Below are 25,562 nucleotides of genomic sequence, written 5' to 3' on the forward strand. Positions count from 1 at the left end.
CCGGGAGCTACCTCCTCTCCGAAAGCCGGCGCGGCGGCGTCCCCGGCGGCGCGGGCCGGCTCGGCGGGTGCCGGCCGTCGCCGGCGAGCCGCCGCTGCAGTGCCTCGGCCACCACGGCCCGCAGGTCGCCGGGCAGGTCGGTGCCGTCCAGCACGCCGCAGCCGAGGTCGACCACGTCGCGTGCGGCCCGGGCCAGGCACGGGTCGGTCAGGCCCAGCCGGGCGGCCTCCAACCAGCGGCCGAGCACCGGTTCGGTCACCTCGCGGACCCGGCCCACCGCGTGGACCGAGCCGAGCAGCGACACCAGCAGCACCACCGGCGCCACCCACTCCCCGGGCGGTTGCGCGTCCAGGTAGCGGACCTCCAGGTAGCCCCGCGGCCGGACCGGCGTGAACATCGTGCTGACGTGGTAGTCCAGGTCATCGGTGGTCGGTGGCCGGGGCAGCGCGCCGGCGATCCAGTCGGCGAAGGTCACCCCGGGCGGCGCGTTCCAGCAGCCACCCGGGCGGCGCACGCAGACCAGCGGGGTGTCCAGCACGCGGCGCGCCCAGCTCCCCGCGGGGTCGTCGGTGACCTCGCTGGGCAGCGTGCGCGGCGGATCGGTGCCGAGCAGCACCCGGGTCCGCGCCGAGGCCCACGCGGTGCCGTTGCCGTACTGCTCGGCCGAGTTGGCGAACAGTGCGATGAGCACCGGGCCCAGGGCGTGCAGCGCGGCCCACCGGTCGGCCAGCCGCGCGCGTTCCCCCACGTCCAGGCAGACCTGCAGGCCGGCGGTGCTGCACATCATGGCGATGCCGTCCGGGCCGATCCGCTGGAACGCCGACTCCATCGCGTCGTAGCGGGGGATGCGCAGCAGCCGCCGGGGCGGCCGGTAGGGATCGCACCCGCGAATGCCCATCACCAGGCCGTGGGCGGCCAGCAACTCGGTGAGCGCGGCGATGTCAGCCGACGTGGCGGCCAGCAGTTCGGTGAGGGAGGAGTGCGGCGGGGTGGAAATCTCGACCTGGCCACCGGGTTCGACGGTGACCAGGGAGCCGTGTGCCAGCGGAAGATGCCGGCTGTCCGGAGCGAGTGAGGGAGGTGCGTGATGGCCAAGTGCTCGGGTCAGGGTCTCGGCGTCGAGGGGCCGTGCCGGGTCGTCCGCGTGGTGCACGGTCCACTCCAGCTCGACGCCGACCAGTCTGGGCGGGCCGTGCTTGAAGCACACCGAAGCCACGTACGCCTCGGCGGCGGCCCGGTCACGCAGGTTCGCCGGACACGGACCGGCGTCACCCGCCTCACTCAGAGTAGTCAAACTCGCCACCCCCTGTGATCGGGTTTTCGACGCTACACGCGAAAGCGGCACGCCGCACGCCCCGGACGGCATGAATCGCGGACGCAAACAGCACTCCGTGCGCGTAGCGGATCACCAAAGCAGTCGGGTGGGTGAGGGGTCCCCGGTGATCAGCCTGGCCACCGGCCCGGTGCTCGGCCTCCGACCGGAACTTAATTTCAGCTTACACTGAAGTAATCAATATAATTGGTCATACTGATGGCCGGCGACCGCAGCTGGAGTACGTACGTACGGATTGCACGGCACCGTGGGCTGCTGTCACGATCGACTGGTGCCCAGGGTCAGCCAGGACCATCTCGCCGCCCGCCGACGCCAGATCCTCGACGGCTCGCGCGCCTGCTTCGCGCGCTTCGGCTACGAGGGCGCCACGGTACGGCGGCTGGAAGAGGCTACCGGACTCTCCCGCGGCGCCATCTTCCACCACTTCCGGGACAAGGAGTCGCTGTTCCTGGCGCTCGCCGAGGACGACGCGCACCGGATGGCCGAGGTGGTCGCCGAGCAGGGCCTGGTGCAGGTGATGCGCGACCTGATCTCCGCTCCCCCGGGCCGGGAGGGCGGCGAGCACCCGGCCGACTGGCTGGGCACCCGGCTCGAGGTGTCCCGCCGGCTGCGCACCGACCCGGACTTCCGCGCCCGCTGGGCGGAGCGCTCGGAGCAGTTGACCAACGCCACGCGGGAACGGCTGAAGCGGCAGCGCGACGCCGGCAACCTGCGCGACGACGTGGACGTCGAGGTGCTCACCTCGTTCCTCGAACTCGTGCTTGAGGGACTGGTATCACACCTGGCCATGGGCCTGCCCGCGGACGACCTGGAACCCGTGCTCGACCTGGTCGAGGAGAGCGTCCGGCGGCACCGGCGGCACGGCTGATACCAACACCGGCCACCCGGGGGCTACCGATTGGTAACCGGGTTGGCGCAGGATGGGCGTCCCCTCGCCGGGGTCACACGAGAGGAGCCCTTCCGTGCGCCTGCGCCCCCCGCTCGCCCTTGGCGCCGCCCTGCTCGCACTGGTCACCACGGTGACCGGCAGCGCGATCGCGGCGGCGCCCGCCGCGTCGCTGCCCCCGGTGCGGCACGTCTTCGTGATCAACCTCGAGAACAAGGACTACGACACTACGTGGGGACCGAACTCCCCCGCGCCGTATCTCAGCCGCACGCTGCGCGCCCAGGGTCAGTTACTCACCCAGTACTACGGCGTGGCGCACGAGAGCCTCGGCAACTACCTCGCACAGATCAGCGGCCAGGGGCCGAACCTGGCCACCCAGTCGGACTGCCAGATCTACGCCAACTTCGGGCAGGCCGGCACCGCCGCTGACGGCCAGGCCGTGGGCCAGGGTTGCGTCTACCCGGCGTCGGTGCGCACGCTGGCCGACCAGTTCGCCGCGCGCGGGCTGCGGCTTCGGGCCTACCTGGAAGACATGGGCACGCCGTGCCGGCACCCCGCGATCGGCGCGGTGGACGGCACGCAGAAGGCCAAGGTCGGCGACCAGTACGCGGCGCGGCACAACCCGTTCGTCTACTTCCACTCGATGATCGACTCGCCGGCGTGCGCGGCGAACGACGTGCCGCTCACCGCGCTGCCCGGTGACCTGGCCAGCGAGTCGAGCACGCCGAACCTGGCCTACATCACGCCGAACCTCTGCCACGACGCGCACGACGCGCCCTGCGTGGACGGCGAGCCGGGCGGGCTGGCGTCCGCGGACGCCTGGTTGCGCACCTGGGTGCCGCGGATCACCTCCTCCCCCGCGTTCCGGCACGACGGCCTACTGGTGATCACCTTCGACGAGTCCGACGGACCGCAGAGCGACTCGTCGGCCTGCTGCGGCGAGGGCCCCGGCCCGAACACGCCGCTGCCGGGCATCACCGGACTCGGCGGTGGCCGCATCGGCGCCCTGGTGATCTCCCCGTTCGTGGCGCCGAACAGCTGGAACGACACCGCCTACAACCACTACGGCCTGCTGCGCACCATCGAGGACCTCTACGGCCTTGACCACCTCGGTTACGCCGGTTCGCCCTCGGTGCGCTCGTTCGGCCTGGACGTCTTCGCCGCCCACTGACCCCGAGGTAAGCGACGTGGAACTCAACCGCAGACAGTTCGTGGCCGGAGCGGCCGGCGTGGCCGCCGGGGCGCTCGCCGGCGTACCGGGGGCCGCCGAGGCCGACACGGCGTTGCCCGCGCCGGCGAAGTCGGGCATCGACCACATCGTCGTGGTGATGATGGAGAACCGGTCCTTCGACCACTACCTGGGCTGGCTGCCCGGGGCCGACGGTCGCCAGGCCGGCCTGAGCTACCTGGACCGGGACGGCGTCCGGCACGCCACGCACCACCTGACCACCTACACCGGATGCAGCTTCGCCGACCCGGACCACTCCTACGAGGGCGGCCGGGTGGAACTCAACGGCGGCCGCTGCGACGGCTGGCTGTGGGCGGGCAGCAACGACGAGTTCTGCATCGGCTACTACACCGACGCCGACCTCGCCTTCTACGGCCGCGCGGCGCGGGACTGGACGGTGTGCGACCGGTACTTCTCCGCGGTCATGGCGGAGACCTACCCGAACCGGTTCTTCCAGCACTCGGCGCAGACCGATCGGCTGCACAACTCCTACGACATCGCCACCATGCCGACCATCTGGGACCGGCTGGCCGCGCACGGGGTGAGCCGCCGCTACTACTTCACGGATGTGCCGTTCACCGCGCTGTGGGGCACCAGGCACCTCGACGTCACCGGCACCTTCGCCGAGTTCCTCGCCGCGGCGGCCACCGGGACGCTGCCCGCGGTGTCCTTTGTGGACCCTCGGTTCCTAGCCGAGGATCAGGGGCTGTCCGGCGACGACCATCCGCACGCGGACATCCGGGTCGGTCAGTACTTCCTGAACACCGTCTACCAGGCGGTGGTGACCAGCCCGAACTGGCCGCGTACCGTGCTGGTGATCAACTACGACGAGTGGGGCGGGTTCTTCGACCACGTGGCCCCGGCCACGGCGCCGGACCCCCGGCCGGACCTGGACACCGGGCTGCGCGGTTTCCGCACCCCGTGCCTGGTGATCTCGCCGCTGGCCCGGCGCGGCCACGTCGCGCACAACACCTACGACCACACCTCGGTGCTGAAGATGATCGAGTGGCGGTACGGGTTGGAACCGCTGACCGTGCGCGACGCGGCCGCCCGCAACCTGGCCGAGGTGCTGGACTTCTCCTCGGCGGGCGACCTCACCGCGCCGCGCTACACCGTGCCCGCCGTGGTGTCCGGCGGCTGCGTGGTGCCGGAGCACACCCACGGCGGCGAGGGCTGGGACGAACTGCGCGGCCTCGCCACCTCGCTGGGTTTCCCGAAGGGCTGAGCCGCGGCGGCGGGTGGTGGTTTCCATCGGGCCGCCGGCACCCCGAACGGGCGGCTTCGGGCCACTGAACCCGGTGATAACCGCCACCCGGTCGTGGGACGCCCGGCCACCGCGGCGCGGTGATGGGGCACCCTGGTTGCGGGGAGGTGGCCGCCGCACCGCCGCCGCGGCGGACACCTCCCCACCCTCATTCCCGGGCGGTTCAGTCGACGCCCTGCATCTTCCGGTGGATAGCCGGCGCGATCAGGTACAGCGCCACGCCGAGCACCAGCACGACGCCACCGACCACGCCGAAGTACCCGGCCTCGGTCGCCGGCGTGTAGAGCTTCACCACCTGCGCGGACAGCCCCTGCGCCGCGGCGTCCGAGGTGAACCACAGGCCCATGGTCTGCGCGGCGAACGCCGCGGGCGCGAGCTTGGTGGTCGCCGAGAGGCCGACCGGGGACAGGCACAGCTCGCCCAGGGTGACCAGGACGAAACTCACCGTCAGCCACAGCGGGTTGGCCTTCACCCCGGTACCGGCCACCACCGCGGGGACGACCAGCACCAGGTAGGACAGCCCGGCGAGCAGCAGGCCGTAGGCGAACTTCCGCGGCGTGGTCGGCTGCCGGGTGCCCAGCTTCATCCACAGCGCGGCGAACGCCGGGGCCAGCACGATGATCACCACCGGGTTGACCGACTGGAACCAGGACGACGGGATCGCGAAGCCGAACGCGTTGAGGTCGGTGCGCTGGTCCGCGTACTGGGCCAGCACGCTGGCGCCCTGCTCCTGGATGAACCAGAAGGCCACCGAGGCGACGAACAGCGGGATGTAGGCGACCACCCGGGACCGCTCCACCGCGGTGGTGCGCCCGCTGCGCAGCATCACCGCGAAGTAGCCGAGCGGGACCAGCACGGACAGCGCGGTGATGACGTTGATCACCAGGTCGGCGGTGAGCACGCCGGTCACGGCCAGCACCACGACCAGGACCACCAGCGCGGCCACCCCGGCACCGGCGATCAGCGAGAAGCGGCCGCGCTCCGCGGGCGTGAGCGGGTTGGTCGGCAGCCGCCCGGCGTCGCCGAGGTGACGCTGGCCCAGCACGTACTGGATCAGGCCGATCGCCATGCCCACCGCGGCCACGCTGAAGCCCGCGTGGTAGTTGACCTTCTGGCCGAGCGTGCCGACGATGAACGGGGCGAGGAACGCCCCGGTGTTCACCCCCATGTAGAAGATGCTGAATCCGGCGTCCCTGCGGGTGTCCTGCTTGTCGTACAGGCCGCCGACGGTGTTCGAGATGTTCGTCTTGAGCAGCCCGGTGCCCAGCACCAGCAGCACCATCGACGCATACAGCGCGCCCCGGCCGGCCGGCACCGCCAGGCAGATGTGCGCGAACATGATCAGAATTCCGCCGTACAGGATGGACCGGCGGGAGCCGAGCAGCCGGTCGGCGACCCAGCCGCCGACGATCCCGCTCATGTACAGCGCCGCTCCGTACACCGCGACCAGGGCCTTGGCCGTGCCGGACGGAATACCCAGGCCGCCCTTCACCACCTGGTCGTACATGTAGTACAGCAGGATCGACTTCATGCCGTAGTACGACAGGCGTTCCCACATCTCGGTGAAGAACAGCGTGGACAGTCCTCGTGGGTGTCCGAAGAAGCCCTTCTGCGGCGCCGTCGGGGTGCTCGCGGTCGCGGTCACCGTCCGTCCTCCCATGCGTCGTTGCGTGTCGCGGCGGCCGGTACGGCGGACCGGCCAGATCACCCCGGGTTGCCGGGGATGGTCCATACCATGCCAGTCGCCGGTGCGGCGGATTCAGCCCGTCCCCACCGTGCGGCGGCGCGTGGAAAGCCGCTGACCGGGCGGGGACGGGCTCCCCTGGGCGGAGCCGGGCGCCGGTGGCGACGGTCGGTCCGGGGTGGTGGACTGGGCGCGTGGACCTGCTCAGCGCACACGAACGCGCCATGACCGAGTTCGATCGGCGGGTGCGGGCCGTGCCGCCCGACGGTTGGGACGCGCCCACACCCTGTTCCGACTGGTCGGTCCGGGACCTGGTCAACCATCTGGTGTCCGAGCAGCGGTGGGCGCCGTGGCTGCTGTACGGCGCGACCCTCGAGGAGGTCGGCGGGCGCTTCGACGGTGACGTGCTCGGCGACGACCCGACGGCGGCGTGGGCCGAGGCGGCCACGGCCGCGCGGGAGGCCTTCACCAAGCCCGGGGCGCTGTCCCGCCGGGTGCACACCTCCGGCGGCGTGATCCCCGCCGAGGAGTACGGGTGGCAGATGACCGTCGACCTCGCCGTGCACGCCTGGGACCTGGCCAAGGGAATCCGCGGCGACGACCGGATCGACCCGGAGCTGGCCGCGGCGGCGCTGGACGTGGTGCGGCCGCAGGTCGCCCAGTGGCAGGGCCTCGGCATCTTCGACCCGCCGGTGAACGTGCCCGAGCACGCCGACGCGCAGACCCGGCTGCTCGGCCTGCTGGGCCGCCGCCGCTGAGCACGACGTCGAAGCCCGTGGCCGGCCCCGGCCCGGGTCCGGTCAGCCGCCAAGCGACGGCCGCACCAGCATGACGTGCCGGCGAACCACCTCGCGGAGCACGTCGTCCGGGTCGGCGGCCCACACGTCCGCGTTGAACACCTCGACCTCGACGTCGCCGGCGTAACCGGCCGCGGTCACCAGCCGGCCCAACCGGGCCAGGTCGACGTGCCCGTCCCCGGGTAGCCCACGGCCGAGCAGCACGTCCGCGGGCAGCGGTGTGATCCAGTCACACACCTGGTAACTGGCAATCCGGCCGGCGGCCCTGGCGACCTGCTCGTCCAGCCGCGGATCCCACCACACGTGCAGCGCGTCCACCACCACCCCGACCACCCCGGCATCGAACGGCTCGGCCCAGTCCAGCGCTTGCTCCACAGTGGACAGCACGCCGCGGTCCGCGCAGAACACCGGGTGCATGGGCTCCAACGCCAGCCGCACGCCGCGCTCGGCCGCGTAGCCGGCCAGTTCGGCCAGCGCGTCCACCACCCTGGCACGGGCACCGGCAAGGTCACGGTCCCCGGCCGGCAGCCCGCCGACGACCAGCACCAGGCAGGCGGCGGCCAGCTCGGCGGCCTCGTCGACGGCGCGGCGGTTGTCCCGCAGCGCGGCCCGGCGGCCGGCCGGATCGGCCACGGTGAGAAAGCCACCCCGGCACAGTGAGGACACTCGCAGGCCGGCGTCGGCGACCAGCTTCCTGGTCCGGGCCAGACCGTGCTCGGCGACCGGTTCCCGCCACAGCCCGATCGCCGGGATGCCGTGCCGGGCGCAGCCGTCCACCGCGCGGGCCACATCGCAGCGCTTGATGGTGGCCTGGTTCAGCGACAGTCGCGACAGCTCCGCGTTCATGCGCTCACCGTCCTTCCCGGTGGCGAACGCTGATCGGCGGTGTCATCCGGTCACCCCGAACGGCGCGAGCAGCGCCCGCCACCGGTGCGCGGCCAGGTCCGGGTCCGGCAGCAGCCCGGCGGCGTCGGCCAGCCGCAGCGTCTCGGCCAGGTGCGGCAGGCCGCGGGCCGACTGCATGCCGCCCACCATGGCGAAGGCCTGCTGGTGGCCGGCGAGCCAGGCGAGGAACACCACCCCGGTCTTGTAGTGGAAGGTGGGCGTGGCGAAGACGTGCCGGGACAGCGGCACGGTCGGCGCCAGCAGCTCGGCGAACCGGGCGCCGTCCCCCGTGTCGAGGGCGGCGAGCGCGGCGGACGCCGCCGGGGCGATCGGGTCGAAGATGCCGAGCAGCGCGTCGCTGTGCCCGGCCTCGTCGCCGGCGATCAGCTCCGGGTAGTGGAAGTCGTCGCCGGTGTAGCAGCGCACCCCCGGGGGCAGCGCGCGGCGTAGGCCGATTTCGTGCGCGGCGTCCAGCAGGGACACCTTGACCCCGTCGACCTGCCCGGCGTGCTCGGCGATCAGGGCGAGGAACTGCTCGGTGGCCGCCGCCACGTCGGCGCTGCCCCAGTAGCCGGTGAGCAGCGGGTCGAATGCGGCGCCCAGCCAGTGCAGGATCACCGGCCGGTCCGCCTCCCGTAGCAGCTCGCCGTAGACGTGGTGGTAGTCCTCCGCCCCCCGGGCCACGGCGGCGAGGTGGCGGCTGCACATGAGGATCGGCTGGGCCCCGGCCTCCTGTACCACGGCCAACTGCTCGCGGTAGGCGGCGAGCACCTCATCGAGCGTGCGGGCGGTGGTGGGCGCCTGGTCGGTGCCGACGCCGGCGGCGATCCGGCCGCCGCAGGCATCGGCCTCCGTGGCGCTGCGCCGGATCAGCTCGGCCGCGGCCGACCAGTCCAGGCCCATGCCGCGCTGCGCGGTGTCCATCGCCTCGGCCACGCCCAGCCCGTAGGACCACAGGTGCCGGCGGAAGGCGAGGGTGGCCTCCCAGTCGAGCACGGCGGGCGCACCGGGCGTGTTGTCCGCGAACGGGTCGGCGACCACGTGCGCGGCGGCGAACGCCACCCGGGACCCGGGCGGCCCCACCGGTCGCGGCCATTCCCGCGGCGCGCCAAGCGTGTGCCGGACCAGCTTCCCGTCCGGCTGCGGCAGCAGCACCGCCGTCATGCGCCCAGCTCCGGGATCTCCACCCGGCGACCCTCCGCAGAGGAGGTCAGCGCCAGCCGGGCCAGGCGCACGCCGCGGGCGCCGGCGAGCAGGTCGTGCCGCAGCGGCGGCCGTTCCTCGCCTTCGGTCGCGATGTGCCGGAGGAACTCCTCCCACTGGACCTTGAAACCGTTGTCGAAGGCGGTGTTGTCCGGCACCGGCTGCCACTGGTCGCGGAAGTTCTCTCCGGTCGGCGCGTCGGGGTTCCACACCGGCATCGGGGTCGCGGAGCGGTGTTGCGCCACGCAGTGGTGCAGGCCGGCCACCGCGCTGCCGGACACTCCGTCCACCTGGAACTCCACCAGTTCGTCCCGATGCACCCGCACGCACCAGGACGAGTTGAACTGGGCGATCACCCCGCCGTCCAGCTCGAAGATGGCGTACGCGGCGTCGTCCGCGGTGGCGACGTACGGCCGCCCCTGTTCGTCCCAGCGTCGCGGGATGTGCGTCACCGCCTTCGCGGTGACCGCGCGTACCGGTCCGATCAGCCCCTCCAGCAGGTAGTTCCAGTGGGCGAACATGTCCAGCACGATGCCCCCGCCGTCCTCGGCGCGGTAGTTCCAGCTCGGCCGCTGCGCCGGCTGCCAGTCACCCTCGAACACCCAGTAGCCGAACTCGCCGCGCACGCTGAGCACGCGGCCGAAGAAGTCGCCGTCCAGGAGCCGGCGCAGCTTGCGCACCCCCGGCAGGTAGAGCTTGTCTGCCACCACCCCGGCGGCGACACCGGCCTCGCGTGCCAGCCGGGCCAGCTCGACGGCCTCGTCAACGCTCTCCGCGACCGGCTTCTCGGTGTAGACCTGCCTGCCGGCGGCGATCGCCCGGCGCAGCGCGTCCGCCCGCGCCGAGGTGACCTGCGCGTCGAAGTAGACGTGGACGTCCGGGTCGGACAGTGCGGCGTCCAGGTCCGTGGTCCACCGGGCCAGCCCGTGCCGCTCGGCAATGTCCTTCAGCTTGCCGACGCTGCGGCCGACCAGTAGCGGCTCGGGCACCAGCACGCTGCCGTCCGGGCAGACCACCCCGCCCTGGTCGCGGATCGCGAGCACCGAACGAACGAGGTGCTGCCGGTATCCCATGCGCCCGGTCACCCCGTTCATCGCGATCCCGACCGTCCGCACGGCCATACCGAACCTCCTTCGCCCGAACCGGAAAGGCGGCCCGGAAAATGTGGGAAAGCGCTTTCCACGCTAACGGGCGCGCGTCGCAACCGTCAACCCGCCGAATCGCTACCCTCTGGAAGGGAAGAGGGGAGGGCTCGTGGGCGCACGGCAGGTCACGCTGGCCGAGGTCGCCGACGCCGCCGGCGTCTCGCTGGCCACGGCGTCCCGGGTGCTCAACGGCAGCAGCCGGCAGGTCAGTGATGCGCTGCGGGACCGCGTGGTGGCCACCGCCCGGGAGCTGGGCTACCTGCCCAACGCCAGCGCGCAGGCATTGGCCCGCAACTCGAGCGTGCTCGTCGGCCTGGTGGTGCACGACATCGCCGACCCGTACTTCTCCTCCATCGCCGCCGGGGTGACCCGGGTGGCCGAGGCGGCCGGCCTGGTCGTGGTGCTGGGCACCACCAGCCGGGCCGCCGACCGGGAGCTGGAGCTGCTGAGCACGCTGCGCGGGCACCGCGCCCGTGCCGTGGTGCTGGCCGGCAGCCGCACCACCGACCGCGCCGCCACCGCGCGGCTGGCCCGGGAGATCCAGACGTTCACCGGCCAGGGCGGCCGGGTGGCCTGCATCTCCCAGGCCAGGCTGCCGGCGGATACCGTGGTGCCGGGCAACCGGGCCGGCGCGCGGGCGCTGGCCCGCGAGCTGGCCGGGCTGGGCCACCGGAGGTTCGCCGTGCTGGCCGGCCCTACCGAGCTGATCACCGCCCGCGACCGGGTCGCCGGCTTCCGCGCCGGGCTCGCCGAGGCCGGCATCGAACTGCCCGACTCGGCGGTCTTCCCGGGCGCGTTCACCCGGGACGGCGGCTACCGGGCCGCACTCGACATGCTCGCCGCGCACACCGGCGCCACCTGCGTGTTCGCCGTCAACGACGTGATGGCGATGGGCGCCGTGGCCGCGCTGCGCGGCCACGGCGTGCGGGTACCGGAGGACGTGTCGGTGGCCGGCTTCGACGACATCCCCACGCTGCGTGACCTTGCGCCGGCGCTCTCCACCGTCCGGTTGCCCCTGGAGGAGCTGGGCGAGCGGGCGGCGCGGCTCGCACTGGGCGACCTGCCGCCGCGCCAGCCCCGCACCGTCCGGGTCGCCGGCGAGGTGGTGCTGCGGGAGAGCACCGCCCCGCCGAGCGGGGCGGGGCTGTGATAACCCGCAAGACCGCGGGCGAAACGTGATTCTTCCGGGCGACCGAGTGACGTTGCCGTGCGCAAACGGTTCTCCCGGCGGTCCGTCCACCCCGTACACTGGGCGGCGGAACAGCTCATTGCCTTGTCGAGGAGTGACGCTTCCAGTGCCCGATGCGCAGCCGGCTGGCTGTAGTACCGAGCCGGGTGAGAGTCCCGGCTGCCATACCGACCCGGATGCCGGCACCGAGCGGGGTGCGTGGTGACGGGCACTCTGCTGGATTTGCTCGGCCTCCTCGCGGTGGCGATCCTCACCTTCGGCACCGCGGTGTTCGTCGCGGCCGAGTTCGCCCTGACCACGCTGGACCGCAGCCAAGTCGAGCAACACCTGCGGCAGGCCGGTGACCGGAGGGCCCGGCGCGTCCTGCACGCCCACCGCACACTGTCCTTCCAGCTTTCCGGCGCCCAGCTGGGAATCACCATCACCACGCTGGTCACCGGTTTCATCGCCGAGCCGGCCATCGCCGGGCTGCTCCGCCCCGTGCTGGCCGCGGTCCGCCTGCCCACCGCCGTCGCCGACCCGATCGCGGTGGCGCTGGCCATGCTGGTGGCCACCACCGTGTCCATGGTGTTCGGCGAGCTGGTGGCCAAGAACCTGGCCATCGCCCGGCCGCTGCGCACCGCCCGGGCCGTGGTCGGCTTCCAGTGCGCGTTCTCCTCGACGTTCCGCTGGCTCACCCGCGGGCTGAACGGCTCGGCGAACTGGCTGGTGCGCCGGCTGGGCGTGGAGCCGGCCGAGGAGCTGCGCTCCGCCCGGTCGCCGCAGGAGCTGGGGTCGCTGGTCCGGTCCAGCGCCGCGCAGGGCACCCTGGACCCGGGCACGGCCACCCTGCTGGACCGGTCGCTGCGCTTCGGCGACCGCACCGCCGGCGAGCTGATGACGCCGCGGGTGCAGACGGTCTCGTTGCGTGCCGACGCCACCGTGCTCGACCTGCTGGACGTGGCGCGGCGCACCGGCTTCTCCCGGTTCCCCGTGCACGACGGGGACCTCGACGACGTGCGCGGCGTGGTGCACGTCAAGCAGGCGTTCGGCGTGCCCGCCGCGCAGCGGGCGACCACCCGGGTGGCCTCGCTGACCCGGCCGGTGCCCACGGTGCCGGAGACGCTGGAGGGTGACGCGCTGCTGGACCGGCTACGCGGCTCCGGTCTGCAGTTCGCCCTGGTCGTCGACGAGTACGGCGGTACGGCCGGCGTGGTCACCCTGGAGGACCTGGTCGAGGAGATCGTCGGCGACGTGCGGGACGAACACGACCGCCGCGAGGTCGCCCCGGTGCGCCCGCTGGGCTGGCAGAGCTGGCTGGTGTCCGGGCTGCTGCGGGGTGACGAGGTGGCCGAGGCCACCGGGTTCCGGATGCCCGAGGGAGGGTACGAGACCCTGGCCGGCCTGGTGCTGGAGGAGCTGGGCCGCATCCCCGACGTGGGCGACGAGGTCCGGGTCGACGGGTGGCGGATCACCGTGATGCGGATGGACCGGCACCGCGTCGCCGAGCTACGGCTGGCCCGGGTGCCGGACACGCCGTCGCCCACCGACACGACACCGCCGCCCCGGCCGGCCGAGCCGGTCGGGGCGGGGCGCGCGGAGGTGTCCCGATGAGCACCGGCGTCGCGCTGCTGCTGTCCGTGCTGCTGCTCGCCGGCAACGCGTTCTTCGTGGGCGCCGAGTTCGCGCTGATCAGCGCCCGGCGGGACCGGCTGGAGGCGATGGCCGACCGGGGTGTGGTGCGGGCCAGGGCGGTGCTGCGGGCCGGCAGCCGCATCTCGCTGATGCTGGCCGGCGCCCAGTTCGGCATCACGCTGTGCTCGCTGGGACTCGGCGCGCTGGCCGAGCCGGCCGTGGCACACGCGCTGGAGTCGCTGTTCGGGCCGCTGGCCGTGCCCCGTGCCGCGCTGCACGCGGTGGCCTTCCCGATCGCGCTGGCCATCGTGGTGGTGCTGCACATCGTGCTGGGCGAGATGGTGCCGAAGAACCTCGCGATCGCCGGGCCGGAACGCACCGCCGTGCTGCTGGTCCCGCTCCACCGGGAGTTCGTCCGGCTGGTGCGGCCGCTGATCGGGCTGTTCAACCTGATGGCCAACGGCACCCTGCGGCTGGTAGGCGTGCGCCCGAAGGACGAGCTGGACGCCGCCTACACCCCGGACGAGTTGGCCTCGCTGATCGCCGAGTCCCGCCGGGAGGGCCTGCTGGACGACTCGGAGCACCGGCGGCTCACCCAGACCCTGTCCTCGGCCGAGCGGACCGTGGCTGACGTGCTGGTCCCCTTGGACCGGGTGACCATGGTGCCGCCCACGCCCACGCTGGGCGACGTGGAGGCGGCGGTCGCGGCGACCGGGTTCTCCCGGTTCCCGGTCCGTTCGGCGGACGGCCGGCTGGCCGGGTACCTGCACATCAAGGATGTGCTGGACCTGGCGGGCGAGGACCCGGCGACGCCGGTGCCACGCGGCCGCATCCGCGGGCTCCCGGAGCTGCCGGTGGACGCCAGGCTGGACGACGCCCTGGCCGCGCTCCGCCGCGCCCGCAGCCACCTGGCCAGGGCCGTTTCCGCGGACGGCGCGGTGCGCGGCGTGGTGGCCCTGGAGGACCTGGTCGAGGAGTACGTGGGCACCGTCCGGGACGGCACCCACGTGGCCAACCCGGTCTGACCGACCTCCCGCACTCTCATCCGATCCGGGCATGTCGTGACAACGGAGCGTGATCGGTATATCGGATTGTCACCGAATCCGTACCGTTTGTTGCTTAACTTGAACTTGATCGTCGGCCTGTTAGCGTGGCACACCAACCGGGCTACTCGTGTCGGGGTGAGGCAGGCCCGGCGCCGACTACGGTGAGTAACCAGTGGCCGTAACCGGGCGCTGAAGGGAATGTCGATGGCTCGACACCGCACGCGCGAGACGCGGGTGCAGCGCGGCATCGCGCGCTGGCCGCTGCTCGTGCTCGGGATGGTCGTCCTGATCGTGCTGGGATGGCTGGGCTACACCTGGATCGGCGGCGTGCTGCAGCGCCGCGCCGCCGCCCAGGCGGAGAGTTGCCCGGCCGGCGAGGAAGCGGTGCACGTGGCCGCCGCACCGGGCATCGCCGAGGCCATCCAGCAGGCCGGCAACGCGTGGAACCGGCAGCGCCCGGTGGTCCTGGACCACTGCATGCACGTCGAGGTGCAGTCCATCGATCCGCAGACCACGTTCGCCGGGCTGACCCAGACCTGGGACGACGCCAGGCTCGGGCCGAAGCCGCAGGCGTGGGTGCCGGACTCCACGGTGTGGGTCAACCGGCTCATCGCGCAGAACGCCGGGCTGGTCGGCGCCCCGGCGCGCGGGCTGGCCACCAGCCCGGTGCTGCTGGCCGTGCCGCAACCCGGCGAGCAGGCGCTGCTGGGTGGCAACGGGTTCGGCTGGAGCGACCTGCCCGCGCTCACCTCGGCACCGGACGGGTGGGCCCGCTACGGCAGGCCAGAATGGGGCCGGTTCGTGGTGGCCGTGCCCGACCCGGCGGGCAACGCCGCCAGCGCGCTGGCGCTGCAGTCCACGGTGGCCGGCACGACGGCGCAGAGCACCGGCCCGGTCACCGCGCAGGTGCTGGACCAGCAGCCCGCCAGGGACCTGCTGGCCAGGCTCAGCGGCGCGCAGCCGGCCAGGGTGCCGGCCACCACCGTGGGCGCGCTCGGCGCGCTGGACCGGGTGGACATGCCCTCGGGCGCCTTCACCGCCGTGCCGGTCTTCGAGGTCGACCTGTATCGGCACAACCTCAGCAAGGACGGCACCTCGCCCACCCGGCCGCTGTCCGGCGTCAGCCCCGGCGGCGCGACCCCGGCGGCCGACTTCCCGCTGCTTCCGCTGGCCGCGCCCTGGGCGGACGATGCCCAGCAACGGGCGGCCCAGCAGTTCCGCGACTTCCTCACGGAGCCCGCCCAGCAACGCCTGTTCGCCCGGGCCGGGCTGCGCGTCCCGGCATCGGCGGAGCATCCGGATCCCTCCCCTGGCATCCGCTGGGCGCCCACCGCGCAGCCGCTGGCGCCCGCCGACGCCGCCACCACCCAGCAGCTCACCGCCGCCTGGACCGCCGGCCTGCGCGCTGCCGTTCAGGGCCGGTAGGACCATCACCGGGCCGGGGGATCCTGCCGCCCTGGGGTGTGCGGGCATCGTTACGGCCCGCGGCCCGGCCACCGCCGGCCGTTAACGTGCCGACGTGGTAGGAGCGGATCCGGATGACGGCGGCCGGCTGGGTCGGCTTGCCCGGCGGGGCGCGATGCTCCTGGCCGGCACCGCGGCGACGCTGGCCGGACTCGTCGCCGGCGCCACGCCGGTGCGCGCCGAGGTGCCGACCTGCCAGCTCGGCGCCTACCTCGCCGACCTGTACGGCGTCGACACGCGCAACCAGACCATCAACGCCGACGTGTGGTTCTGGAGCGTGTGTGCCCGACCTGAGCTCGAACCGATCGAACATTTCGAGTTCATCAACGCCACCGAACATCGGCAGGTCTACCGGGCGAGTGTGCCGCGAGGCTCGCAGTACTGGACGTACGTCAAGTTCGTCGGCACCTTCCGGCAGAACTTCGACCTGCGGGACTATCCGTTCGACCAGCAGACCGTGAACATCATTGTCGAGGACACGCGCGACGAGAACGAGTTCGTCTACACACCGGATGTCGCCAACTCGACGTACAACCACGACATCAAACTCTCCGATTTCGGCATCACCGGATTCCGGGTGGCCACCCGCGACCACCGGTACCAGACAACCTTCGGCGACCCGCGGCTGGCGCACGGAACCGGAAGCAGCTACACCCAGTTCGTCCTCGACGTAGCGCTCAGCAGGACGGACGTCAGCATCTTCGTCAGGCAGACCTGGCCGGTGTTTGTCTCCTTCCTGGTCGCCATGGTCAGCTATCTGCTGTGGTCCGCGGAGGCCACCCCGGTGCTCACCGCGCGGGTGGGCCTGCTCGGTGCCGCCCTGTTCGCCGTCGTGCTGAACCTGGTGAATCTGCGCGCCGCGGGGGATCTGATCGGCACGTTCGCCGGAACGACCCTTGTCGACCAGGTGCACCTGATCACCCTGGGGTACGTGCTGGTCGGGGTGGCGACCACCGCGCTGACCTGGTGGCTGGCCAACCGCCCGGACGGAGCGCGGCCCCGCGGCCGGGCGCGGCGCACCAACGACCTGATCGGCATCGTCGCCAGCGTGGTCTACGTGGCCCTGGTCGCCGGCGCCGTCGCGTACGCCGTCGTCACGTGAGCCGGCCGCGCGGGGGCGCAGCGGCGATGACTTCCCGCCGCGGCGGTGATCTTATCTCCGAGCACACACCCGGAGAAGCGGCCGTACCGCCCAGCATGCCGCGCGGAAACACCATGCCGCCGGCTATCGGTGACCCAGCGATCAACCTCGCCGAGGAGCTCATCGCCGCGCGTGAAGAGGAGCGCTGGTGATCTACTCGACCCCACCGCGATGATCAAACTGGTCCGGGAGGAGGAGCACAGCCGCGAACTCGCCGAATGGCTCGATGCTCGCCCGCAGGCGGAACTGGTGTCTTCGGCGCTCGTCGAGGTGGAAGTGTCCCGCGCTCTGCACCGGTCGATGCCACAGGCGCTACCACGGGTGCCGACCACGCTCGCCAAGCTGTACCGGCTCTCGATCGGCCCGGTCGTCCGAGCCACCGCGGCGGCCTATCCGGACCAGCGCCTGCGCTCGCTGGACGCCATTCACGTCGCCACGGCGCAGATTCTGGCCGATGACCAAGCCGCGAACCTGGAGGCCTTCGTCAGCTATGACAAGCGCCTGCTGGCCAGCGCTGCCGCCGCAGGTCTCCCCACGGCCAGCCCGGGCGCCGACTGACTCCCGCCGGCGGGTGGCACGCCGCAGAGAAGGGGACAGACCGTGCCACCCACCCGGCCGCGGTACGGTCAGCTCTGGTAGGCGCTGATCGGGGGGCAGGAGCAAACCAGGTTGCGGTCGCCGCGGGCCCCGTCAATGCGGCGGACGGGGGGCCACACCTTCGGGCCGTGGCTGCCGGCCGGGAAGGCGGCCTGCTCCCGGGTGTACGGGTGGTGCCACTCGCCGGCCAGGCAGGCCGCGGTGTGCGGGGCGCCGCGCAGCGGGTTGTCCTCCACCGGCCACTCGCCGGAGGCGACCCGCTCGATCTCCCGGCGGATGGCGATCATGGCGTCGCAGAAGCGGTCCAGCTCGGCGAGGTCCTCGCTCTCGGTAGGCTCGACCATGAGGGTGCCGGCCACCGGGAAGGACATGGTCGGCGCGTGCAGACCGTAGTCGGCCAGCCGCTTGGCCACGTCGTCGACGGTGACACCGGTGCGCTTGGTGATCGGCCGCAGGTCGAGGATGCACTCGTGGGCGACGAACCCGCGCGCGAGACCCGCTTGCGGGGTCGAGCCATGGTCATGGCCGGTGTAGAGCACCGGGTAGTGCTCGTCCAGCCGGCGGGCCACGTAGTTGGCGGCGGCCACCGCGGTCAGCGTGGCGCGGCGCAGCCCGTCGGGGCCCATCATCCGCACGTACGCCCAGGAGATCGGCAGGATCGACGCGCTGCCCCACGGTGCTGCGGCGACCGGGCCCACCCCGGTCTTCGGGCCGGCCTCCGGCTGCAGCGGGTGGTTCGGCAGGAACGCGGCGAGGTGGCCGCGCACGCCGATCGGGCCGATGCCGGGGCCACCGCCGCCGTGCGGGATGCAGAACGTCTTGTGCAGGTTCAGGTGGGACACGTCGGCGCCGAACTCGCCGAACCGGGCCAGGCCGATCAGCGCGTTGAGGTTGGCGCCGTCCACGTACACCTGGCCGCCCGCCTCGTGCACCAGCCGGCACACCTCCACCACGGTGTCCTCGTACACGCCGTGCGTGGACGGGTAGGTGATCATGATCGCCGACAGGTCGTCGGCGTGCCGCGTGACCAGCTCCCGCAGGTGGTCGAGTTCGATGTTGCCCGAGGAGTCGCAGCGGACCACGACCACCCGCATGCCGGCCATCACCGCGCTGGCCGCGTTGGTGCCGTGCGCACTGGCCGGGATCAGGCACACGTCCCGCTCAGCCTGGCCGCGGTCGCGGTGGTAGGCGCGGATCGCCAGCAGGCCGGCCAGCTCGCCCTGGCTGCCCGCGTTGGGTTGCAGGCTCACCGCGTCGTAGCCGGTGATCTCGGCCAGCCACCGCTCCAGGTCGGCGACCACCCGCAGCAGCCCCTCGGCGTCCTCGGCCGGCGCGAACGGGTGCAGTTCGGCGAACTCCGGCCAGGTGATCGGCTCCATCTCGGCGGTGGCGTTGAGCTTCATGGTGCACGAGCCGAGCGGGATCATGCTGCGGTCCAGCGCCACATCCTTGTCGGCCAGCGCGCGCAGGTAGCGCAGCAGCGCGGTTTCCGAGCGGTGGCGGTGGAACACCGGATGGGTGAGGTAGTCGGAGGTGCGGCGCAGGCCCTCGGGCAGCGCGTCCGGCACGCCCGGGTCCAGGTGGTCCGGGTCGGCGTCCACCCCGAAGGCCCGCCACACCAGCCGCAGGTGCTCCCGGGTGGTGGTCTCGTCGCAGGCCACGCCGACGTGGTCGGCGTCCACCCGGCGCAGGTTCACCCCGAGGTCTCGGGCGGCGGCGACCACGTCGTGTGCCCGGCCGGGCACGCGGGCGAGCACGGTGTCGAAGAACGCGTCGTGCACCACCTCGACGCCGCCGGAGCGAAGCCCCGCGGCGAGCACCGCGGCCATCCGGTGCACCCTGGTGGCGATGCCGCGCAGCCCGTCCGGGCCGTGGTAGACGGCGTACATGGCGGCGATCACCGCGAGCAGCACCTGCGCGGTGCAGATGTTGCTGGTCGCCTTCTCCCGCCGGATGTGCTGCTCGCGGGTCTGCAGGGCGAGCCGGTACGCGAGGTTGCCGTCGGCGTCCACCGACACCCCGACCAGCCGGCCGGGCAACTGCCGCTCCAGACCGGTGCGTACCGCGAGGTAGCCGGCGTGCGGGCCGCCGAAGCCCATAGGCACACCGAACCGCTGGGTGGTGCCGACGGCGACGTCCGCACCGAACTCGCCGGGGGCGCGCAGCAGGGTGAGCGCCAGCAGGTCGGCGGCGACGATCGCCATCGCACCGCGCTCGTGCGCCGCCGCGACCAGCGCGGCGTGGTCGCGGACCGTGCCGCTGGCGCCCGGGTAGGACAGCAGCACGCCGAAGAACTCGCCGTCCGGCAGGCCGCCGGTCAGGTCGGTCACCACGATCTCGATGCCCAGCGGCTCGGCTCGGGTCTCGAGCACCGCGATGGTCTGCGGCAGGGTGTCCGCGTCGACCACGAACCGCGGGGTCTTCGCCCGGCCGGCGCGGCGCACCAGCGTCATCGCCTCGGCCGCCGCGGTGGCCTCATCCAGCATCGACGCGTTGGCCAGTGGCAGCGCGGTGAGATCGGCGACCATGGTCTGGAAGTTGAGCAGCGCCTCCAGCCGACCCTGGGAGATCTCCGGCTGGTACGGGGTGTACGCGGTGTACCAGGCCGGGTTCTCCAGCACGTTGCGGCGGATCACCGGCGGGGTGACCGTGCCGTAGTAGCCGAGCCCGATCATCTGGGTCATCGGCCGGTTCCGCCCAGCCAGCGCGCGCAGCTCGGCCAGCACCTCCGCCTCGGTGGCCGGCGCCGGAAGGTCCATGGCCGGGTCGCCGTCCCGGATCGCGGCGGGCACGGCCCGCTGGGCGAGTTCCTCCAGCGAGCCCACCCCGATCACGTCCAGCATCCTGGCCAGCTCGGGCGGGCGCGGGCCGACGTGGCGATCCGCGAACGGGACACCATGCTCGAGGGCGGCGAGGGGAATCCGGTCCGTGGTCATCGGGACACCTCCGGCGTGTCGGGGACGGGCCTGGCGGACACGCGGGTCCGCGCCTGTCCTCCCCCTCTGTCGGTGCCCGCAGGCGCCTGAGAGCTTCACCCGGCCGCGACAACGTGGCCACCGCCGGGCTTGCACCGTCGGCGGGGTCGTTGCGCCGATGTCGCCCATGAGCGCACCCTGCGCGTGACCCTCTTTCCAGAGGCGTCTCGCCCGCGCGGTCCTTGCCGCCTGAGAGGTTCCGGGGAGGGTTTGCTCCTTCGGCGCCGCGCGGACCGGGGGTCCGCCCGAACTCTCCCGCACGGGGTCAGCGACTGCAGCCGAAGCCTACCCCGAAAGGGGCAGCCCACGGGACCGGCGTGGAACGATCAACCGGTGCGGCGGGTGCGGCGCCGCCGGGACAGCTCGTCCTCCACCGGGGTCAGCTCGGCGCCGTCCGCCCGTTCCGCGGGGAACTCGTGGATCGTGCCGCTGATCTCCCGCATCGCACCGCTGACCGCGATGCCGAACACACCCTGGCCGCCCTGCAGCAGGTCGACGACCTCCTCCGGCGAGGTGCACTCGTACACGGTGGTGCCGTCGCTGAACAACGTGATCTTGGCGAGGTCCTGGACGCCACGGCGGCGCAGGTGGTCCACCGCGATCCGGATGTTGTGCAGCGACACCCCGGTGTCCAGCAGCCGCTTGACCACCTTGAGCACCAGGATGTCCTTGAACGAGTACAGCCGCTGGCTGCCGGACCCGCTCGCGCTGCGGATGGACGGCGCGACCAGCCCGGTGCGCGCCCAGTAGTCCAGTTGCCGGTAGGTGATTCCGGCGATCTGGCAGGCAGCCGGGCCGCGGTAACCGACGAGTTCGTCCGGCAGCGACGCGTCCGGGAACAGCGCACCCTGTTCACCAGCGCCGGCCGGAACAGATGCCTCCTCGACCACGCCTGCCTCCCCTCGTCCGGCTGCTGACCGGCGACAGTGGCCGGTGGTCCCGGACCTGCCGAACCGTCGGCCACAAAGCACACGCCAGGTGGGGAATCACACCGGCGCGATTCACTCAACACCGACGGTAGGACCGCCGACGTGGCGGGTCAACGCGACGCGCGGGCCGTGGCCCGGCCGGTACCTCGCAACACGCTCCCGGCGCAAGCATCATCACCCGATGGCGCCGTGTCGCGGGCCGGACGCAACCGCTGCCCGAGTCCGGCGCGTGGCGTCAGGTGTCGGCGCCGCGGAAGTCCTCCGGGGAGACCTGCTCCAGGAACTCCCGGAACTTCTCCACCTCGTCCTCCTGCTCGTCCGGGATGACCAGGCCGGCCTCGGCGAGCACCGCCTCCTCGGCGTGGATGGGCACGCCGGTGCGGAGGGCGAGGGCGACGGAGTCGCTGGGCCGGGCGGACACCCGGACGCCCCCATCGAAGATCAGCTCGGCGAAGAAGGTGCCCTCCTGCAGGTCGATGATCCGTACCTGGCGCAGTTCTCGCCCGAGCGCGGATATCACGTCCTTGAGCAGGTCGTGGGTGAGCGGCCGGGCGGGCCGCACGCCCTGCTGCTCGAGGGCGATGGCGGTCGCCTCCACCGAGCCGATCCAGATCGGTAGGTAGCGGTCACCATCGGTCTCGCGCAGCAACAGGATCGGCTGGTTTGCGGGCAGTTCCACCCGCACACCGACGACGCGCATCTCGCTCATCGGGTATCGCCTCCTCAGCGCGCTGAACCGTGGCGTCCCCGTGGCAACGAGGATCCCCCACCGACGTCCTCGACGCTACCCGCCATGTGGGCTGGACGCCGCCCACTTGCCGCCTGGTCGGGCCGGGTACGTCGAGGCGGCGGAGGGAGCTTCGGCCAACCGGCCGCGCGCGCCCCGTCCGGCGGCCCGGTCACGCCGGCCCCGCGGCACACCGGGGCCGGCCGGCGGCAAGCCTCCGCGCTACCGGGGCGGAGGCTCGCGCCGTGACCGTCGTGGAGTTGGGGCGGAGCCGGCCGGGCGCCGAACCGCTGCGGGAGAAGCCCCGCCGTTGCCACTAGGCCCCCTGGCCCCTGGAAACCGGGCCGGTCAGGAACACCAGACGGAACTTGCCGATCTGCACCTCGTCGCCGTTGGCCAGCACCGAGGTGTCGACCGGCTCACGGTTGACGTAGGTGCCGTTGAGGCTGCCCACGTCGATCACCACGAACTCGCCGCCCTCCCGGCGGAACTCCGCGTGCCGGCGGGAAACCGTGACGTCGTCGAGGAAGATGTCGCTGTCCGGATGGCGCCCCGCGGTGGTGGTGTCGCGGTCGAGAAGGAATCGGGAACCGGCGTTCGGGCCGCGCTTCACCACGAGCAGAGCGGACCCAGCGGGAAGCGCCTCCACACCGGCGACGGTCGGCTCGGCCGTCTCGGTGCCCTCCGCGTCGGCCAACATGTCCGGCCGGAACACGGAGGTGCTCTCCACGGCCCGCTCCGGCGGAACACCGGGCCCGTCGTTCGTGCTCACCTGGGCTCCCCTCCTGGTGGTGGATCCTTCGGGACCGTCCAAACCTACCCTGCTGGAAACGCTGCGTGACGAGCGGCTCCCCCACCTGCCGAACAGCCGTCGAAAGATCGACATCACGGCTGCTCCGTCTGCTCCTGGTAGGCGTTCGCGCCCATGAGCGTGTCCACCGCGGCCGGGTCGGCGAGCCGCAGCTCGACCATCCAGCCCTCGCCGTACGGGTCGGAGTTGACCAGTTCCGGGGCCTGTTCCAGGGCGTCGTTGCGGGCGACCACCTCGCCGGTGAGCGGCGCGTAGACGTCGGAGACGCTCTTGGTGGACTCGACCTCGCCCATCGAGTCGCCGGCGGTGACCTGCTGGCCCACCTCGGGCAGCTGGACGAAGACGACGTCACCGAGCTGGCTCTGGGCGTAGTCGGTGATGCCGATGCGCACGGAGTCCGCGCCGGTGCGCTGCACCCATTCGTGGTCCTGGGTGTACTTGAGGTTCTCGGGAACCACCTACGAGCTCTCCTTCTCCCTGGTCACCTGCATGAACAGCCAGCCGGCTGAGCGTACGAACGCCTTCGGTCCGCTGGCAAGGCAATGATCCGTGGCACCGCGCGCGCCCGTTCAGGCGCGTCCCACCTCCGCCGGCCGTCGTCGACGGCCGCCGCGCACCGCGATGACCACCTGGTACAGGTACAGCACGCCGGACCACACGTAGAGGGCGCCTCCCCAGACGGCGAAGCCGTAGCCGACCGGCCGGGCGATCGCGGCCGCGGTGGAGCCGCCCTGGGCGAGCAGCAGCAGGGGGAAGGCGTACAGCAGGGTGAAGGTGGCGGCCTTGCCGAGGTAGTGCACCTCGGGCGGGGCGTACCCGGCGCGGCGCAGCAGCGGCAGGCACAGCAGCAGTACCAGGTCCCTGCCGACCAGGATGGCGGCGAACCACCAGGGCACGATGTGCCGGACCACGAAGGCGACCAGGGTGCAGAAGGTGTAGAGGCGGTCGGCGGCCGGGTCGAGCAGTTCCCCGAACCGGCTCACCTGGTCGAAGGCGCGGGCGAGCTTGCCGTCCAGCCAGTCGGTGACGCCGCTGGCGACCAACAGCAGCAGAGCCCAGCCGTCGGCGCGGGGACCGAGCAGCAACCACAGGAAAACCGGCACGCCGGCCAGCCGCAGCAGGCTGAGCGCGTTGGGCACGGTGAGAAGCCGCCCGGCCCGGTCGCGCGGACCGGGCGTTCGGGCACTGCCCGCCTGCGCCACCTGGCCTCCTCGCCGCTGCTGCACCACCGCGGTGGTGGTGTGGTGCGGATGAGCAGCGGGCGGGTGCCGCGTCCCCCTCCCGCGCAGGACCAGCGTGCCACACCCGGTCAGCGGGCCTGCGGGTCGCTCCGGCGTTGACCGGGCGGGCTTCGTCACACGGGGCTGCGGTGCCCCGGCGGAGTCCACGCCCGGGGGTGGCTCAGCGGGACCGGGTGGAGGTCCAGCCGCGGCGTTGCAGGTCCGCCCCGGTCAACCGCTGCGGGCGGCCCCGGTCGTCCACGCCGACCCACCGGGCACGGCCGTGTGTGCCCTCCAGCACGAACGGATGTCCCTTGCTCCACACCACGCTGCACGGAGCCGTCGGGAGGGGGGTCGACGACCGCGGCGCGCCGCTCGCCGTCCGCCCCTCGGACTGCTCCGCCTCCGACTCGCTCGGTGCTTCTGCGCTCATCTCCTGCGGTACCTCCATGAGGACTGTCGTTCCCGGATTCCGCGCCGTTAACCGGTGTCCAGATTGTGGCCGGGGCGTGGGCGATGACCGCTCCGAACGGGGTCGCGTCGCGCCTACCGGACGGATCGGTTCGGTGAGCTGCCACCGGGGTGCCGTGCGGCCGGAGGGTGCGACCGTCCGCCGCATGCCACTCACCGCCTGTCACCGGCCGAACGGCGCGGTCTCATGATCGGTAGCGCCGATCATGGGGTGGGCACGAGCTGTGCGCGCCCAGGAACGCCGACGCCGACCCGCCGTGCCCCGTGGCGGGCGTGGTGGGCCGGCGTCGGCACGCGGAGGCATTGCGGGTCAGGCCCTCGCTCCGGCGGAGCGCCGCTGCCCGGCGTGCACACCCTCGGCGATCTCCTCGACCATCTTGGCGCAGAACGCGTCGAGGTCGTCCGGCTTGCGGCTGGAGACCAGACCCTTGTCCGTGACGACCTCCTGGTCCACCCAGTTGGCGCCCGCGTTGCGCAGGTCGGTCCGCAGGGTCGGCCAGGAGGTGAGGGTCCGGCCGCGCACGACGTCGGCATCGGTCAGCACCCAGCCGCCGTGGCAGATCACCGAAACGGGCTTGCCGGCGTCGAAGAACCGCCTGACGAACCGGACGGCGTTGGCGTCACCTCGGACGAAGTCGCCGTTCGCCACCCCGCCGGGCAGGACCAGCGCGTCATAGTCGTCCGGGTTGGCCGCGTCGACGGTGGTGTCCACCCGCTTCTCGTCGCCCTTGTCCAGGTGGTTGAACGCACGGATGGTGCCCCCCGACAGGGAGACCAGCTCGGGCCGGCCACCCGCTTGCCGCACGGCCTCCCACGGCCGGTCCAGCTCGACTTGCTCGACGCCGTCGGTGGCCACGAAGGCGACTCGCTTGCCTTCGATCCGCTGTGCCATCGGCTGTCTCCTCGAACGTTAGAACCTGCACGCCGCGCGGGAGGTGTTGCCCGCGCGGGAG

At 72.6% G+C, this 25,562-nt stretch carries 23 protein-coding genes and 1 riboswitch; of the genes, 10 read left to right on the plus strand and 13 right to left on the minus strand.

Annotated elements, in window-relative coordinates; genetic code table 11:
* Positions 1 to 7: 7 nt before the first annotated feature.
* A complete protein-coding gene (gene egtA / locus FFT21_RS01305; protein ID WP_371856690.1) occupies positions 8 to 1,303 on the minus strand; it encodes an ergothioneine biosynthesis glutamate--cysteine ligase EgtA in 1,296 nt (431 codons plus the stop codon).
* Between the two features lie 301 nt (positions 1,304 to 1,604).
* Between egtA and FFT21_RS01310 the strand changes: the two genes are divergently transcribed.
* The 3 genes from FFT21_RS01310 to FFT21_RS01320 all read left to right on the plus strand — a co-directional run bounded on the left by FFT21_RS01310 (position 1,605) and on the right by FFT21_RS01320 (position 4,672).
* Complete coding sequence (locus FFT21_RS01310) at positions 1,605 to 2,201, plus strand: TetR/AcrR family transcriptional regulator (protein ID WP_137811829.1); 597 nt, start codon at positions 1,605 to 1,607, stop codon at positions 2,199 to 2,201.
* A 94-nt stretch (positions 2,202 to 2,295) separates the two neighbouring features.
* A complete protein-coding gene (locus FFT21_RS01315) occupies positions 2,296 to 3,390 on the plus strand; it encodes an alkaline phosphatase family protein (RefSeq protein WP_225978011.1) in 1,095 nt (364 codons plus the stop codon).
* A gap of 16 nt (positions 3,391 to 3,406) precedes the next feature.
* Positions 3,407 to 4,672, plus strand: coding sequence for an alkaline phosphatase family protein (locus FFT21_RS01320; protein ID WP_225978012.1), 1,266 nt, complete (start codon positions 3,407 to 3,409; stop codon positions 4,670 to 4,672).
* 202 nt (positions 4,673 to 4,874) lie between these two features.
* Here the strand turns inward: FFT21_RS01320 and FFT21_RS01325 are convergent, their stop codons facing one another.
* On the minus strand, positions 4,875 to 6,356 hold the full coding sequence (locus FFT21_RS01325; protein WP_225978013.1) for a peptide MFS transporter: 1,482 nt from the start codon (positions 6,354 to 6,356) through the stop codon (positions 4,875 to 4,877).
* A gap of 263 nt (positions 6,357 to 6,619) precedes the next feature.
* On the opposite strand from FFT21_RS01325, the gene FFT21_RS01330 reads away from it, so the two are divergent.
* Positions 6,620 to 7,153, plus strand: coding sequence for a TIGR03086 family metal-binding protein (locus tag FFT21_RS01330; protein WP_264081613.1), 534 nt, complete (start codon positions 6,620 to 6,622; stop codon positions 7,151 to 7,153).
* Between the two features lie 42 nt (positions 7,154 to 7,195).
* Here the strand turns inward: FFT21_RS01330 and FFT21_RS01335 are convergent, their stop codons facing one another.
* From FFT21_RS01335 to FFT21_RS01345, 3 genes are read right to left on the minus strand one after another with little or no spacing between them, the layout of a single operon-like run.
* Positions 7,196 to 8,038 (minus strand): sugar phosphate isomerase/epimerase family protein, encoded by an 843-nt coding sequence (locus FFT21_RS01335; RefSeq protein ID WP_137811834.1) that lies wholly within the window; start codon positions 8,036 to 8,038, stop codon positions 7,196 to 7,198.
* 42 nt (positions 8,039 to 8,080) lie between these two features.
* Positions 8,081 to 9,241, minus strand: coding sequence for a dihydrodipicolinate synthase family protein (locus tag FFT21_RS01340; RefSeq protein WP_137811835.1), 1,161 nt, complete (start codon positions 9,239 to 9,241; stop codon positions 8,081 to 8,083).
* Positions 9,238 to 10,401 carry a Gfo/Idh/MocA family protein gene (locus FFT21_RS01345; protein WP_137811836.1) on the minus strand — a complete coding sequence of 388 codons (1,164 nt, stop codon included), beginning with the start codon at positions 10,399 to 10,401 and terminating at the stop codon, positions 9,238 to 9,240. Before FFT21_RS01345 ends, FFT21_RS01340 begins: the two co-directional genes overlap by 4 nt.
* A 133-nt stretch (positions 10,402 to 10,534) precedes the next feature.
* Here FFT21_RS01345 and FFT21_RS01350 point away from each other — a divergent pair, with 133 nt between their 5' ends.
* From FFT21_RS01350 to FFT21_RS01375, 6 genes are all read left to right on the plus strand, one after another.
* Entirely contained in the window at positions 10,535 to 11,575 is a 1,041-nt protein-coding gene (locus tag FFT21_RS01350; protein WP_137811837.1) for a LacI family DNA-binding transcriptional regulator, read from the plus strand.
* 240 nt (positions 11,576 to 11,815) lie between these two features.
* Positions 11,816 to 13,207 carry a hemolysin family protein gene (locus tag FFT21_RS01355; protein ID WP_137811838.1) on the plus strand — a complete coding sequence of 464 codons (1,392 nt, stop codon included), beginning with the start codon at positions 11,816 to 11,818 and terminating at the stop codon, positions 13,205 to 13,207.
* On the plus strand, positions 13,204 to 14,253 hold the full coding sequence (locus FFT21_RS01360) for a hemolysin family protein (RefSeq protein WP_137811839.1): 1,050 nt from the start codon (positions 13,204 to 13,206) through the stop codon (positions 14,251 to 14,253). The genes FFT21_RS01355 and FFT21_RS01360 overlap by 4 nt, the downstream gene beginning before the upstream one ends.
* Positions 14,254 to 14,478: 225 nt before the next feature.
* Positions 14,479 to 15,699: a substrate-binding domain-containing protein gene (locus FFT21_RS01365; RefSeq protein WP_192909329.1), complete on the plus strand. Its 1,221-nt coding sequence runs from the start codon at positions 14,479 to 14,481 to the stop codon at positions 15,697 to 15,699.
* Positions 15,700 to 15,793: 94 nt separating this feature from the next.
* Positions 15,794 to 16,840 (plus strand): ligand-gated ion channel, encoded by a 1,047-nt coding sequence (locus tag FFT21_RS01370; protein ID WP_137811841.1) that lies wholly within the window; start codon positions 15,794 to 15,796, stop codon positions 16,838 to 16,840.
* Positions 16,841 to 17,011: 171 nt separating this feature from the next.
* Positions 17,012 to 17,437, plus strand: coding sequence for a PIN domain-containing protein (locus FFT21_RS01375; RefSeq protein WP_264081614.1), 426 nt, complete (start codon positions 17,012 to 17,014; stop codon positions 17,435 to 17,437).
* A 68-nt stretch (positions 17,438 to 17,505) separates the two neighbouring features.
* Here the strand turns inward: FFT21_RS01375 and gcvP are convergent, their stop codons facing one another.
* From gcvP to FFT21_RS01415, 8 genes are all read right to left on the minus strand, one after another.
* A complete protein-coding gene (gcvP, locus tag FFT21_RS01380) occupies positions 17,506 to 20,412 on the minus strand; it encodes an aminomethyl-transferring glycine dehydrogenase (RefSeq protein WP_137811843.1) in 2,907 nt (968 codons plus the stop codon).
* A 205-nt stretch (positions 20,413 to 20,617) separates the two neighbouring features.
* Positions 20,618 to 20,719: riboswitch (glycine riboswitch) on the minus strand.
* Between the two features lie 58 nt (positions 20,720 to 20,777).
* A complete protein-coding gene (locus FFT21_RS01385) occupies positions 20,778 to 21,341 on the minus strand; it encodes a MerR family transcriptional regulator (RefSeq protein WP_137811844.1) in 564 nt (187 codons plus the stop codon).
* 274 nt (positions 21,342 to 21,615) lie between these two features.
* Positions 21,616 to 22,089, minus strand: a complete 474-nt coding sequence (locus tag FFT21_RS01390; protein ID WP_137811845.1) for a bifunctional nuclease family protein — start codon at positions 22,087 to 22,089, stop codon at positions 21,616 to 21,618.
* A 334-nt stretch (positions 22,090 to 22,423) separates the two neighbouring features.
* A complete protein-coding gene (garA, locus tag FFT21_RS01395) occupies positions 22,424 to 22,879 on the minus strand; it encodes a glycogen accumulation regulator GarA (RefSeq protein WP_137811846.1) in 456 nt (151 codons plus the stop codon).
* 113 nt (positions 22,880 to 22,992) lie between these two features.
* Positions 22,993 to 23,376 (minus strand): glycine cleavage system protein GcvH, encoded by a 384-nt coding sequence (gene gcvH, locus FFT21_RS01400; RefSeq protein ID WP_137811847.1) that lies wholly within the window; start codon positions 23,374 to 23,376, stop codon positions 22,993 to 22,995.
* A gap of 111 nt (positions 23,377 to 23,487) precedes the next feature.
* A complete protein-coding gene (gene clsA, locus FFT21_RS01405) occupies positions 23,488 to 24,120 on the minus strand; it encodes a cardiolipin synthase ClsA (RefSeq protein ID WP_137811848.1) in 633 nt (210 codons plus the stop codon).
* 199 nt (positions 24,121 to 24,319) lie between these two features.
* Positions 24,320 to 24,571, minus strand: coding sequence for a cysteine peptidase family C39 domain-containing protein (locus FFT21_RS01410; protein WP_137811849.1), 252 nt, complete (start codon positions 24,569 to 24,571; stop codon positions 24,320 to 24,322).
* Positions 24,572 to 24,919: 348 nt separating this feature from the next.
* Entirely contained in the window at positions 24,920 to 25,501 is a 582-nt protein-coding gene (locus FFT21_RS01415; protein WP_137811850.1) for a type 1 glutamine amidotransferase domain-containing protein, read from the minus strand.
* Positions 25,502 to 25,562 lie beyond the last annotated feature (61 nt).

The sequence above is a fragment of the Gandjariella thermophila genome (assembly GCF_005405885.1).
Taxonomy (GTDB): Bacteria; Actinomycetota; Actinomycetes; order Mycobacteriales; family Pseudonocardiaceae; genus Gandjariella; species Gandjariella thermophila.

Excerpts from the sequence above, each read along its gene's own strand:
- FFT21_RS01330 (WP_264081613.1), top strand. The coding sequence starts at position 6,620 with ATGACCGAGTTCGATCGGCGGGTGCGGGCCGTGCCGCCCGACGGTTGG.
- FFT21_RS01335 (WP_137811834.1), bottom strand. The coding sequence starts at position 8,038 with ATGAACGCGGAGCTGTCGCGACTGTCGCTGAACCAGGCCACCATCAAG.
- FFT21_RS01365 (WP_192909329.1), top strand. The coding sequence starts at position 14,479 with ATGGCTCGACACCGCACGCGCGAGACGCGGGTGCAGCGCGGCATCGCG.
- FFT21_RS01360 (WP_137811839.1), top strand. The coding sequence starts at position 13,204 with ATGAGCACCGGCGTCGCGCTGCTGCTGTCCGTGCTGCTGCTCGCCGGC.
- FFT21_RS01345 (WP_137811836.1), bottom strand. The coding sequence starts at position 10,401 with ATGGCCGTGCGGACGGTCGGGATCGCGATGAACGGGGTGACCGGGCGC.
- FFT21_RS01415 (WP_137811850.1), bottom strand. The coding sequence starts at position 25,501 with ATGGCACAGCGGATCGAAGGCAAGCGAGTCGCCTTCGTGGCCACCGAC.
- FFT21_RS01340 (WP_137811835.1), bottom strand. The coding sequence starts at position 9,241 with ATGACGGCGGTGCTGCTGCCGCAGCCGGACGGGAAGCTGGTCCGGCAC.
- gcvP (WP_137811843.1), bottom strand. The coding sequence starts at position 20,412 with ATGACCACGGACCGGATTCCCCTCGCCGCCCTCGAGCATGGTGTCCCG.
- FFT21_RS01390 (WP_137811845.1), bottom strand. The coding sequence starts at position 22,089 with ATGAGCGAGATGCGCGTCGTCGGTGTGCGGGTGGAACTGCCCGCAAAC.
- FFT21_RS01410 (WP_137811849.1), bottom strand. The coding sequence starts at position 24,571 with ATGAGCGCAGAAGCACCGAGCGAGTCGGAGGCGGAGCAGTCCGAGGGG.